This window comes from Bacillus sonorensis NBRC 101234 = KCTC 13918, assembly GCF_001592005.1.
Classification (GTDB): Bacteria; Bacillota; Bacilli; order Bacillales; family Bacillaceae; genus Bacillus; species Bacillus sonorensis.
Map to the genome: position 1 here is coordinate 33291 of NZ_BCVZ01000001.1, position 13800 is coordinate 47090.

The following is a 13800-nucleotide window of genomic DNA, read 5'->3' on the forward strand; positions in this document are numbered from 1 at the left end:
AGCTATATTTGTATTGCACAAATTCCCATGGATAGAGGAGAAAATAAATGAATATCAGTCGTTTATTTAAGATGAAGCGAAATGAAAATGAGGAAAATATCCTTCAAAAACATAGTTTTCGAGTATTAAATGAACATTCTCTTGAAGAGCAAAAAGAAGTAGCCGTAGTCGTCCCTGTCTATAATGCGGAGAAGTACCTGAACATAACGGTAGATTCCGTGATTAAACAAAACTTCGGTTTTCACCGGATATCTTTGATTTTGGTTGATGATTGTTCAACAGACAGCTCAAGGGAAATCCTGAACGAATATGCCAGCCTTTACGAAAATATTACGGTCGTTCTTTTAGATACCAATACCGGAACGCCCGCCCATCCGAGAAACTTGGGAATCGAGCTGGCAAATGCGAAATACATTACGTTCCTTGATGCAGATGACTGGTTTGCGCCGAACGGAATTTTAAGTCTATATAATATTCTCGAAGAGAGTCAAGTCAACTATGCCGTAGGAAAAACGATACAGGTTGAAGCCGGCGGCCAGAAAATTATCGGTAAATATGAATCTGTGAGGAAAAGGCTGAATATATCTCCGCTTTCGATTCCGCATATTTTTTATCATTTGGGGCCGCGTGCGAGAATGATGCGTCTTGATTTTATAAGGGATCACAAGATCAGGTTCCCTGAAATGAAGTTTGCGGAAGACAAGCAGTTTTTCATGGATGTGTTGTTTAAATGCGAAGAAATTTCAACAACAACAGATCCGATCTACTATCTGAACCGGATGGACGATAATAACGAATCATTGACGAAGCAGACAAATATTATCGAAAAAACAGATTCCAACATAGCCGTCATGAAATATGTCCTGCGCAAAAAGCTTGATCAGAATATAGAGAAAATGGCGATCAACCGCCTGATTGAGTTTGATTCGATTACCCGTCTGTTTGACAGGCACCATTTCTTAAAGAGCGAAAACAAAGAAGAGTATTTTGAAAAATTCCGAGAGATTCTAGGAATATTAAAGAAGACGAAATATGATATTTCCGAAACGTTTTTCAAACCGCTGCACAAGATTGCATTTGATTTATTGAAAGAAAAGCGCTATGAAGAAGTTGAGCAGTTATTTCGCTGGTCCAAAAAGCAGGCTGATAAAAAAATCGTCATTAAAGGCGATACAGCTTACTATGAAGGTCCTTTAAAAGACGAAAAATACAAACTGATCGAAATTCCCCTGCATGCAGAGGTGAACAGCCATGAATTTCACGATGATGTTTTTGTCCTGAATTTCGCGGCTTATGGAAAACAGAGGGAACACATAAACGGCATACAGTTTCAGCACAGGGAAACAGCCAAAATCACTCATGACTTTAACGTGACTGCTGAGGCTGACGGTTCCTATCGCTTGAAGCTGACCCTTGATGAGCTGGCGGAACTGCGCTCAGGTGGATATGTCATGTATCTTGTGTATAATGATTATGAAAGAATTAATATCATTAAGCAGTCAGACGTTAAATCTGAAAAGGACATCAACCAAAAATCATACACCTTTTATAAGACTGTAAAAGGCAACATTTCTTTAAAAATAAAATAAAAAATCGTTCTGCTTTTTATGATTTGGATTTGATAAAAGAGGAGTAGACTTATTTTATGGTTAAGGCAGCTGCAATAACTTGCAATTTAATCGATCTAAAAATAAAAGATTGGCATCTTCATCTTGTTTTCTCTTTTGAAAGCTCATTGCCTGCTGAAGAAATCGGTCTGCTGGCAGTCAATCGGAAATCAAAGGAAGAGCTGTCGTTCTCCTGCGAAAAAACAGATGAACCGGAAGCCCGGCTGTACAAGGCAGTGATCCATTTGGATGAGCTTTCAAACCATGTCAGGGATACAGGATGTGTCGACTTCTATGCGACATACCGGACAATGGAAGATATGGATGAAGCTGAGCTTCTGAAGAAAAGAATGAAAACGGAGTTTCAGCCGATTGAACTTTCCTGGCAGAAAGATGAACAAAAGGGCATTTTCTTCCTTCCTTATACAACGAAAAAAGGAAACTTTTCTTTGAAGATTCTTGCAAAAAAAGCCGTTGCGGAAGTTAATCATGTCGAATTAACTCCTGAAGCTCAATTGACGCTTAAAGGATTCGCTTTTTTGCTGCAAGGAGAAGAAAGCTTCCCTGTGAAGCAGAGAAGGCTTGTATTAAATGAAATCACGGATGCCGAGGAAAAAAGGCTGTTTCAATTTCCTCTTGAGAAAAGTTTCAGGGAAGATGCACATGATGAAGCTGTAAGCTTTGAGGTGCAGATTGATCTCAAAAAGCTTTACGAAGAAAACATCATGCCGGCGATGTTCCAATTTCATATCGAATTTTGCGGCGAGGACCCTGAAACAGGCGAAGAAGTCGTCAAGCGCAGCAAGGCGTTAATGCTAAAAAATAAAGCAAATCCGAAAACAAACCAGTTTACGGTTCTTGAAACAGAAAAAGGCCCTGCGCGTTTTCATGTCTATCCGCAAAAGAAAAAAAGAAACATGCGTTTAAGAATGAATGATTATACATTTAAAACAAGAGCTGTTTATTTTGTCGTTGGCAAAAAAAACCGGGCCGTTTCCTTTTTCCGCAGGAGAAAAAATAAACTGAAGAAAAAGATAGACAGAGGTGTGAAAAAAGCATATTATTTCACCTTTGGACTTGCCGCAAAGCTGCCCGTCAAAAAGAAGACCGTCATTTTTGAAAGCTTTGCCGGAAAGCAGTACAGCTGTAATCCGCGGGCGATTTATGAATATATGAAAGAGAACAATCCGGAGTACAGCCTGTACTGGAGCGTAAATCCGGAATATACGGATATCTTTGAGGAAAAAGGCATTCCTTATATTAAAAGGTTTACCCTGAAGTGGCTGTTCGCCATGGCAAGAGCCGAATATTGGGTGGTAAACAGCCGAATGCCGTTATGGATTCCAAAGCCGGAGCACACCACATATCTTCAGACATGGCACGGAACGCCGTTAAAAAGGCTTGCCGTCGATATGGATGAAGTGCACATGCCCGGCACCAACACGGAAAAATACAAAAAGAATTTCACAATGGAAGCATCAAAATGGGATTATCTGATCTCCCCGAACGCATACTCAACCGAGATCTTTGCCCGTGCATTCCAATTTAATAAAACGATGATCGAATCCGGCTATCCGAGAAATGATTTTCTTCATACGGACAACAATCCCGAAACGGTTCGCGCATTAAAAGAAAAAATGCAGCTCCCGGCCGGCAAAAAAGTGATCATTTATGCGCCGACATGGCGGGATGATCAATTCTATAAAAAGGGGAAATACAAATTTGACCTTGATTTGGATTTGGCAAAGATGAGAGAGGAAATCGGCGACGAATACGTGATCATCTTACGAATGCACTATTTGGTGGCGGAAAACTTTGATCTTGGGCCATACCAAGGATTTGCATACGATTTCTCTTCATATGAAGATATCCGCGAGCTGTATATGGTGTCCGACTTGCTGATCACGGACTACTCTTCCGTCTTCTTTGACTTTGCGAATTTGAAACGTCCGATGATTTTCTTTGTTCCCGACATCGAAACGTACCGCGACAAGCTGCGCGGCTTCTACTTTGACTTTGAAAAAGAAGCGCCCGGCCCGCTCGTCAAAACGACCGATGCCGTCATCGGAAAAATCAGGGAAACGGAAGCGCCGGACTACCGCCTGCCGGATATATTCGAGCCATTCTATGAGAAGTTCTGTTATCTGGAGACGGGACATTCGTCTGAAAAAGTTGTGAAAACGGTATTTGAATAATAGTTGTAGCAAAAGCCATTGCATACCTTTGACTGGTTGCATTGGCTTTTGCTATATCGTATGAGAGTAATATAATTCAGCTCCAATATGTAAAAATCATACAGCGGTTTAAAAGTGAAAAAAATAGCGAAATCTGATACAATATAGTGCGGTGCTTTAAATAACGTTCTGAAAATAAAGACCTAAAAACTTTAACTCTAAGGAAGATTCGAATGAATGCTATGGTAAAAGTTCTGAAAGAAGTATTTTCTTCGCTTCCGCTGATTATGCGGCTTGCGGTTTATGAAACAAAGTCAAAGTATCAAATGAATTATTTGGGGATTGTTTGGCAGTTTCTAAACCCGCTCATCCAGATTTTGGCCTATTGGTTTGTGTTTGGAACCGGAATTAAAGGCGCCAAAGGAGATATAGACAACTACCCGTTTATTATTTGGATGCTTGCCGGGATCATCCCTTGGTTCTTTATTAGCCCGACGATTCTTGATGGATCAAATAGTGTGTTTAGAAGAATCAATTTAGTTTCAAAAATGAATTTTCCGGTCAGCTCGCTTCCAGCCGTCGTGATCGTTTCCAATTTATTCAGCTACTTTGTGATGACAATCATCTATGTTTTGGTACTTATGGGAAGCGGACATTTTCCGACGCTGCATTGGCTGCAATACTTTTATTATTTGTTCTGTATGCTTGCGTTCATGTTTTCATTCAGTTTGTTTAATTCGACGATCAGTGTGTTGGTAAGAGATTATCAATTTTTGCTTCAAGCGGGGACAAGGCTGCTGTTTTTCCTGTTGCCGATTTTTTGGAATGTGCATCACAGCCTCGCCAACAGACCGCATCTTTTGACTCTTATTAAACTAAATCCGCTGTTTTATATTATTGACGGCTTTCGGAACAGTTTTTTGAACGGAAATTGGTTTTTTGAAGATATAAAATACACCTTGTATTTCTGGACATTCACATTGCTGTTGTTAACGTTAGGGTCCATCCTGCATATGAAATTCAGGGACAAGTTTGTTGACTTTCTTTAATAAAGTAAGGAGATTATACGATGAAACTAAAAGTTTCGTTTCGAAATGTTTCAAAACAGTATCATCTGTATGAGAAACAGTCTGAAAAGATAAAAGCTCTGTTCTTACCGAACAAAAATGATAAAGGCTTTTTTGCCGTACGCGATGTCTCCTTTGATGTATACGAAGGAGAGACGATCGGGTTTGTCGGAATCAACGGCTCCGGAAAATCGACGATGTCGAATCTGCTGGCAAAGGTCATTCCTCCGACAACCGGTGAAATCGAGATGAATGGACAGCCTTCCCTGATCGCGATTTCGGCCGGGTTGAACAACCAGTTGAGCGGGAAAGACAATATCCGGCTCAAATGCTTGATGATGGGGCTGACCAATAATGAGATTGATGAGCTTTATGATAAGATCGTTGAGTTTGCCGATATAGGAGATTTCATCAATCAGCCTGTCAAAAGCTATTCAAGCGGGATGAAATCCCGTCTTGGCTTCGCCATATCCGCCCACATTGATCCGGATATTTTAATTATTGATGAAGCTTTATCTGTCGGGGATCAAACGTTCTACAAAAAATGTATTGACCGGATTACTGAATTTAAAAAAAGCGGGAAAACCATTTTCTTTGTCAGCCATTCCATCGGTCAAATTGAAAAGCTATGTGACCGCGTTGCCTGGATGCATTATGGCGAAATGCGCATGTTTGACGAAACCCCAAAGGTTGTAAAGGAATATAAAGAGTTTGTTGACTGGTTCAATAAGCTCTCCAAAAAAGAAAAGAAAAAGTATCAACAGGAACACATCGAACAGCGTAAAAAAGAAAAAGAAGATGAACGGACAAGACGTTATTTGAAAAAAAGTAACAAATCACAAACAATTGCTAATGCCGTTCAAATTGCTTTTCTTTCAATGCTGCTAATTGCATTTGCAGCAACTATGTTTATCAGCACTCCTCTGCGGACAATCGCATCCTTTGGAGCAATACCTGGAAATGACAAAAAAGCAGAGGAACGCCATATTGAATCAAAATCCGAAGTCTTGAAAAAGGTGAACCAGCCGGCATATATAAAAGCAAATCGGCTTTCAACTTACAGTGATAAAGAATTAAAACAAAAAATGTCCGTTTCTTTGACTTTTGGAACTGAAGTTACGCTTGTATCCCAAAATTCTAAAGTTGCAAAGATTAAATTTAACGGTAAAAGTTATTTCGTGAAAAAAGGCAGTGTTTCACCGGCTGAAGACCAGGCAAGTGTTTCATTGGCTGCAAATGCCTTTTCGCCTTACTTTTCAGAAAAGGCAAAGACATCTTATCAATACTTCCTTTCATTTTTGGGAGAGGACGAGCAGAATGTACAGCAAAGCCTGCGAGGAACTAAAGAAGTAAAATACGATGACGGAAGATCCGGTATTCACCTCGATTATGAAAAAGTCGATTATGTGATAGAAAACCAAAAAACTTCAGCAATCGTATTTCATGACATTCAAGTTGTTGAACCGGCTTCCATATCTCTATCTGATGATAAAGTCACTTTTGACAAAAGCCGTAAACGATTCTTTTTCAAAACAGATAAACAGCTTTTTGTAGTCGATAATGAAGAACATTCGTTAATGATAAAAGATAAAAAATGACCATGTGAGCCATTGTGATGATAGCAGAATCAATCACAATGGCTTTTACATATACAAAAAAGATCAGACACACATTTTTCTGTGTCTGATCTTTTTGGCTTATTTATATTTAGGAATGTCATAATACAACGTATAATCATCCAGCAGAGTGTACAGGCTGTACATCCGGTTCACTTGTTTATAAGCCCAGCCGATATCTGTTGCATATTGGTGGCTGGCCGTTGGAGCCCATCTCATTTTAAAGAGTGTATCCTGCTGAAAACCGCTTCTGTGGATATAGTTTTTGCCGATCAATTCGGCTCCCCCGATGATCGCCTTTTCAGGAGTATCCCACCCCTGCTCATAGGCTGTTTTCGAGCCGCATTCCAACGGACAAGAATCATATGCACCATATCCGTACATATTGTAAACCGTTTTTCCGTTATATTTGACGCCTTTAGCTAATTGGGAAGTTCCATTTCCGGTTTCCAAAAGGGCATGAGAGATCAAATACAATTCATTAATGCTGTATGTTTTGGATGCCTCAACAAATGCTGCTCCTTTTCCTTCAAGAATTCCCTTGCCTTTTAAAATCTTGCTGTTGATTTCACTGGCTGATAGACCTGCATATTGCGACAGTTTCAAAAACTGGAAGTAATATTTGCTGTCCATTGAAAAGTTGTTCGGATTAATATAATATGCGGTCTCATCTTCACTTGCATTTCTCCAGCCGAGGTTGATTTTTGCCCAATTTCCTTCTGTGCCGAGCACACTGACTTTATCGCCTTTTTCAAGAACCCCTACAATGTTGTTTGCCGACACTTCTGGAGAAGATCGCACATTTAGAAAGTCTGCCGTCACAGTACTGTTTGCAGTATTGATATAAGTAAGTGATACATAACCCGGAGAGTCTGTCTGCGGGTTGACGCTCATTTGCTTTTTCAGCATTTCATTGAGCGTGAGACCGTAATCCGTATACATGATTTGAGGACCTTCTTTTGTTTTGACGATGCTCGCAGACCATCCAAAATCTTTTTTGATTTTATCGGCTGTTGCAGAAGCATTGTTGTACCCCTGGATATCATCAACCACGATTTTATAAAGGTGCTGGCGCTCGCTCGTATAGCTGCTCCACCAGCCTTTTTCCTTAAAGAAAGCCTGAGCTTTAAGCAGGTCGTCATACAGCAAAGTCATTCCGGTTTCAATTCTATAGCTTGAATATCCTGTTTTCCCGGTGTTAACGATTTTAGCCCACCAATCGTTTTTCTGGAAGAATTCCAGACCTTTTTGAGCTTGAGTTTTTCCTAATACCTGATGAGATACTACCCGATATGAAGAATATCCGGTTTCACCGGTTTTTTGATAACTTACATACCAAGAATTCTTTTTGAAGTACTCCAGCCCTTTATTGACTTGATCCATGCCTAGAACCGGATTGGAATAGATTTTAAAGCGGGTGTAGCCTTCTTTTCCTGTATCTTGATAGCCCACATACCAATTATGTGATTTAAAAAATGCTAAACCTTTATCAAGCAGTGCTTTTCCAAGAATCGGATCAGAGTATATTTTAAATTTTTGATATGCCTCTTCTCCATTTTCTTTATATGACACATACCAGGAGTTCTTCTTAAAGAATTCCAGCCCTTTGTTGACGGCATCCATTCCCAGTACTGGCTCGGAAATAATTTTGTAGCGCTCGTATGTCTGTTTATCGCTTTTTTGCGTTGAGAACCACCAGTTTCTTTTTGTCAAATACTGCTCAGCCTTTTCCGCATCTGTAGATTTAAGGTCATTAAATACAATTCTATAGGATGTTGAATTCGGCACTTGTTCGTATTTCGCAGTTAGATTGGTAGCGTCCTTGATTTCTTGAATATATTTTTTCACGACAGACTCGCTGCCAAACCCGCCGGTTCTGATATTGAAGTATTCGACAGGATCGCCGACAGGCTGCACGTTTCCTTTTATACCCGTCTCACTCTCGAATTTTTCAAGATTGGCTTTTGCGGCAGACTCGCTGTTGAAGCCACCGCTTGTCAAAATATAATACTTTTCAGGATCGCCGACAGGCTTATATGTTCCCGCGATTCCAGTTTCTTTTTGGAAATCGCTTAAAATGTTCTTCACTTTTGATTCGCCGTTGAACGCGCCGCTTGTCAAAGTGTAATACTTCTCGGGATCTCCTGTCGGTTTATATGTTCCCGCGATTCCAGTTTCTTTTTGGAAATCACTTAAGATAGACTTTACCTTTGACTCGCCGGCGAATCCGCCGCTGATCAATTGATAATAGTAGTCCTTGGTCGTGTCTACCGGTTCAACCGATGCAGAAATGCCGGTCTCCTTTGTAAAAGACTGAGCGACTGATTCCGTTTTGGATTTGCTTGAAAAACCGCCGCTTGATACGTAGTAATAATAATCTTTCGTTCCGATTGGAACGTAGTCGGCATTTAAGCCTGTTCCCTTTTCAAACTCAGCCAGGCTGTCCTTAACTCGGGATTCAGTCGGAAATCCGCCGGAAAACAAGTTATAAACATTTTTATAATCACTGGTTTTTTGATATGTTGCATCCCAACCGGTATTTGTTTTAAGCTTTTGCAGATTTTTTTGTGCATCTTCCAGTCCAAGAAACGCAGCCGTCGTTTCTACTTTATATGTAGAAGTATCTGTATACCCTGAAGACTTGTTGACAAAAATCGTACTGATCATCCCAATAAAAAGTATAACAACAGCAAATTTCAAAGATACTTTTCTCACTTAACTCCCCCCCTTTCTTCTTTGATTATTCTAATCTCTCACTTTCTTTTATCGGCAACAAAAAAGTATTTATTTAACCGACATTTACGAGTATATCAAAATTTTAATCACAGACTATTATTTTTTTGAAAAATTAAAAAAACAGGAAGAAAGCCATGACAATCGCCCCAGAAATAAGCATTCTAATGTTCAAAAAAACGATCTTGACAAATATTAAAGAATACGGATATCTTTAATTAAAAGCAATGACAAGGGGACTTTATGAACATAAAAAAGACATTCACTTCATTAGAAAGTTTATCAAAGGAATGTTTTACCTTCAATGAAACATTCATATTAATCGTTGAACATAAACAAGTCAATTTTGAATTTTTTCTAAACCTGAAATCATCTTACAATGCATTGCTGATTCTCGGTTCCGGGGCAATAGATCCCCAAAAGCATTCCCTCCCTGTTTTTCAGCGGCATTCATGGGCAGATGAAATTGCGAGTTCAACTATATTTTATAATGACCCGACTCTTTATTTAGGAAATATCAATATCGGCTGGGGTCAGGGAAATGAGAATCATTTTTATCTGGAGTCGATTTCAGCAATTATTGAAAAAATGACTGAAATATTAAATATAAAACCGGAGAACATCACTTTTTATGGAAGCTCAGCCGGCGGATTCTCCTCTTTGTTCCTCAGCGGACTTATAAAAGGATCTACTGCTTTGGTCAATAATCCGCAAACGGTAGTTTTCAACTACTATCAGACCCATGTTCAGAAAATGCTCGAAGTATCTTATAAAAAAAAGGGAATGGAAGAGTTTCCTCAGCATCTTATGTACAGATTGAGCATTCCAGATTTTTATAAAAAAATAAATTACATTCCCAATATCATTTACTATCAAAATTTAGCCTGTGAGCACGATTATGAGCGGCATTTTCATCCTTTTATCAATGAGTTATTTGAGCTGACCAAACAAGAACCTTTCATAAAAAAAATTGAATGTCACTTTTATTATGACAAGGTACAAGGACATAATCCTCTTGGCAAAGAAGAAACCTTGGCTATTTTAAACGGAAGAATGCACTAGAGCATTTTTTCAAATGAAGGGTAAGGGGGAAATCCCCCTTATCTTAAGCTTCTGACTTCAGAAAATTTAAAATCTCTTCATCTTTCCAATTCATGCCCTCATATAGCTTCAGTATTTGAAGCAAAAGATCTCTTGCTTCGTCTTTTTCCTCTTCACTTACCAGAGATAATTTAGCCATATACCAATTTTTAACGTAGTTTTCCAATCTGATGTCCTGGTAGTCTTCCAATAGACCTTGTTCCTTCAGCCAAGCGATCCGTCCTTTTTCAAGGAGAATATACCGTTCAAAAAATCTCTTATTGATATTGTTGACTGAAGAATTTTCTACCATTGCATAATAAATATGAATAGGCAGATCAATGACTTTAAACGCCTTTGAAGAAAGAACCATTTCATGGAAAACAAGTGTGTCCTCGCCGATTGCTCCTTCTACCATTTTAATTCCGGAGCCTTCCAGCCATTTTCTATTGGCTACAAGCGCCTGAATGCTCATCGCCTTAAAGTAGGTTTTCTTAAGAAAATCGTCATGGGGCGCTTTACGGGATGCCTTGCCATTATTAAAGCCCATCATCGTTTTATAGTAAGAGAACAGCTGCTCTTGATCTGACAACCGCATCATATCGCCGATGACCATGTCATAGGAAGATGTTTCAGCTTCCTTTAGAAGGGCGGCATATCCGTCATTTATGGCTTCATTATCAGGATCAAGATATGTTACCCATTCAGACGTTGACAGTTCGAGCCCTTTATTTCTCGGCCTTGAAGCACTTCCGCTGCCCCCCTGCGGATAAAGATACGTTTTGACATTAGGATATCTTTCTTCCAGCCGTTTTACGACATAAGGGGTATAGTCGTCTGTTGAACCGTCATCAACGATGATAATTTCCATATCCTCAAAAATGCTGCTTCTGGAAAGGCTCTGGAAACATTTATATCTTAGATGCTCACCATTATTATAAGTTGGAACAATAACAGAAAGCTGATATGACTTGCCGCTTTTCTTTTGTCCACGCTCCGGAGCAGTCAAAAGCTCTAAAGGATCGACGCTGTACCCGTTAGAAAGCTCGCCCGGCTGTATATTTTTTAAAACTTGCCAATCAAAAGAATCTCTCCAGAACAATGTGCGGTAACGGTCTTTCATTTCATTTACGTAGTGGTGTTCAACTCCAGATACATACTCCTCAGGAGAACAATAGTAAGCATCTTTTGTAATATAATCCGAAGCCGTGTATTTAAAACCGTTGACCATGTCTTCGAGATAATATTCCCCATAATTATAATCTTCGCTGAAAAATGCAACCATATCATGTTCTGCATAAATCTGTTCAGTCACATCTTTTTCCAATATAAATGTCTTGTATTTATAAGACTGGCGATTAAACTGCTCTCTCATTTCAGGTGTATCTTCTTTTGCTACGACCAGCACCTTTTTCGCGAAGTCATGTTTTTCAAGCCCTGCGATTTCCGCTATTTGATTTACTCTGTCAAATGCCGTTTCGCCATTCAATACCTTTCTGACGCCATGCATCTGCAGTTCATATACTTCCTTCGCAGATAATGAATTCAAGTAATCCGTCAATTCTTCTTTTGAAGGAGCAAGAAAAACGTTTGGATATTTACTGTTTATTCCGATGCTGTAGTTGGACAGCACAACCGTACCCATTGCCTGCAGTTCGTACACCCGGTTGGCAAACATTGTATTGCTGTCTTTTACAGAATTTAAATTTAATGTAAAGTCATACATTTTATGAATTTTTTGCAGTGTTTTATGGTCTGTTGACGGGACTACATAAGGAACATATTCCTTCGGATAAAAATGAGCCGGGAGCTGCAATGAAAAATTGCGGTCAATGATGGTTAATTCACGGCCCGCATTTAATACTCCGTCAAAAAGGATGCGGCTGTCATGCTGTCTGGTCGGATATTTATGGTACCACGACCCTGCAAATAATATATCCTGCCTTCTGAACATTCTTGTTCCGATCGGGTTATGGTAGATTGGATTAACGCCAAACTCCAGTACATCAAATGTTTTTGCAGAAGGACAATCCCTTCGATAATCATCAAGGACTTCTTGGCATGTCGTAAAAATATGATCCGCCTGCTGAGCCAGGTCTATATAAAATTCATAGTTAACAGGGTCTTCTTTTGAATAGAAGACGATAGGAATATGCTTGCTTCTATAAAATTCAATAATACTGCGAATTCGATCGCGTATTTTTTTTATTTTTGGATTCCCCAAACCCTTCCATGTTCCGTCCAGCCCTCTCCAGGCGGTGGCCAGAACAAAAACGTCAATTTTATCGCCGAAATTTTTGTAGTTTTCATAGGTAATATAATGAAAACCGGCAGCGTCTTCCAAGCTTTTAAACAAAAATTCGTCTGCAATAATACCGATTTGAAGATCGAGCTTTTTATAATACCTTGAACCATTGCTGTCAGGCAGCTGTTTGATTTGTTCCTGAATTTCATCATAATATCCTTTTTTATGATTTTTCTTCAAAAACTTCAAATAGGCTTCCTTTTCCGCCGGCGTCATTATGCTGTTTTGAGGAGAAGACGGCGCGCTTTTTGCCGCTTGACTGTTTCTTAAGCTTGATAGCTTATTTTTTCTCGCATTTAATACATCTAAGCTCTTTTTATTGTTAAACTCCTTTAGAGCAGCATTATCAACCGCAATTTCTTTTGTCAATCTATTTATTTTTTGTTTTATGGTCATAAGACGTTGGTCAATATTCGACATCAACGATTACCTCTTCTTTTTCTAAATTTCCAATAAAAAAGGGTTAAGCGTCCTAATTTTGAAGAAGAGAGTGCTTGATAGCGCTTCTCAAGATACTTTGTTTGCTTGTCCATCTTTTTTTGCTGCTGCAGCAATTTTTCTTCTTTTTTATATGAATCAACAAGCTCTTTCTTCAGAGCCATTACTTCGCTTAAAAGCGCAGATATTTGTTTTTCGTATGGCTGAATCTGTTTCTTGTCATGAAGATTAAGAGCATCGATTACATAGCGGATTGCCTCTGATATATCGTTAACGGCCGTATCTTTTGAATGCTCTAATTTCAATCCCAGCCATTTGTTCCCCCTTTGAACTTTAACGCGCAACCCGAGATGGTAGGATTTTATAACTAAGTTAAGGAGATGATCTAGATTTAGATCTTTTATAAAAGTCCATAGCACGAAGCTTCCGTTCGGTGATAAATATGGAGTAAGCCGTTCAATATATCTGTCTGAATCAAATACCATCTTTGGAAGATCTCCCAATAGAATGGTGTCGAATGTTTCAAGACCTGCTTCTTCCTCTTCTTCAAGGTCATTTCTTAAATACATCACTTTTTTTCCAATAGCGGACAAATATTCGTCGCCAAGATTACTTGACCTCACTGCAATTAAAACGCGGTCCCCCACAGCTGATGTATATTCCCATTTTATTGGATTGTTATCGTCCAATTGTAAAAACTCGATCGTTTTTTCGTCTTCTGTCGGAGCTGTTTCTGAGAAAACAGGTTTCAAAACATCTTCCTCCCTTTCTGCATAAGTG

8 protein-coding genes are annotated in these 13800 nt (G+C 39.2%); 5 read left to right on the forward strand and 3 right to left on the reverse strand.

Annotation, left to right across the window (positions count from 1 at the left end):
• The first annotated feature begins 47 nt into the window (after positions 1 to 47).
• The 4 genes from BTR1S_RS00175 to tagH all read left to right on the forward strand — a co-directional run bounded on the left by BTR1S_RS00175 (position 48) and on the right by tagH (position 6446).
• Complete coding sequence (locus tag BTR1S_RS00175) at positions 48 to 1589, forward strand: glycosyltransferase family 2 protein (RefSeq protein ID WP_006639288.1); 1542 nt, start codon at positions 48 to 50, stop codon at positions 1587 to 1589.
• A 56-nt stretch (positions 1590 to 1645) separates the two neighbouring features.
• On the forward strand, positions 1646 to 3802 hold the full coding sequence (locus BTR1S_RS00180; RefSeq protein ID WP_006639289.1) for a CDP-glycerol glycerophosphotransferase family protein: 2157 nt from the start codon (positions 1646 to 1648) through the stop codon (positions 3800 to 3802).
• Positions 3803 to 4014: 212 nt separating this feature from the next.
• Complete coding sequence (locus BTR1S_RS00185; RefSeq protein WP_006639290.1) at positions 4015 to 4830, forward strand: ABC transporter permease; 816 nt, start codon at positions 4015 to 4017, stop codon at positions 4828 to 4830.
• 20 nt (positions 4831 to 4850) lie between these two features.
• Positions 4851 to 6446 carry a teichoic acids export ABC transporter ATP-binding subunit TagH gene (gene tagH / locus BTR1S_RS00190; RefSeq protein ID WP_006639291.1) on the forward strand — a complete coding sequence of 532 codons (1596 nt, stop codon included), beginning with the start codon at positions 4851 to 4853 and terminating at the stop codon, positions 6444 to 6446.
• Positions 6447 to 6545: 99 nt separating this feature from the next.
• Here tagH and BTR1S_RS00195 read toward each other — a convergent pair whose 3' ends face one another.
• Positions 6546 to 9179 carry a glucosaminidase domain-containing protein gene (locus BTR1S_RS00195; RefSeq protein WP_029419593.1) on the reverse strand — a complete coding sequence of 878 codons (2634 nt, stop codon included), beginning with the start codon at positions 9177 to 9179 and terminating at the stop codon, positions 6546 to 6548.
• Positions 9180 to 9440: 261 nt separating this feature from the next.
• Between BTR1S_RS00195 and BTR1S_RS00200 the strand changes: the two genes are divergently transcribed.
• Positions 9441 to 10259, forward strand: coding sequence for a hypothetical protein (locus BTR1S_RS00200; RefSeq protein ID WP_006639293.1), 819 nt, complete (start codon positions 9441 to 9443; stop codon positions 10257 to 10259).
• A gap of 43 nt (positions 10260 to 10302) precedes the next feature.
• On the opposite strand, the gene BTR1S_RS00205 is transcribed toward BTR1S_RS00200, so the two are convergent.
• Both BTR1S_RS00205 and BTR1S_RS00210 read right to left on the reverse strand, forming a co-directional pair.
• Entirely contained in the window at positions 10303 to 13002 is a 2700-nt protein-coding gene (locus tag BTR1S_RS00205) for a glycosyltransferase (RefSeq protein ID WP_029419594.1), read from the reverse strand.
• A complete protein-coding gene (locus BTR1S_RS00210) occupies positions 13002 to 13772 on the reverse strand; it encodes a hypothetical protein (RefSeq protein WP_051397552.1) in 771 nt (256 codons plus the stop codon). The genes BTR1S_RS00205 and BTR1S_RS00210 overlap by 1 nt, the downstream gene beginning before the upstream one ends.
• Positions 13773 to 13800 lie beyond the last annotated feature (28 nt).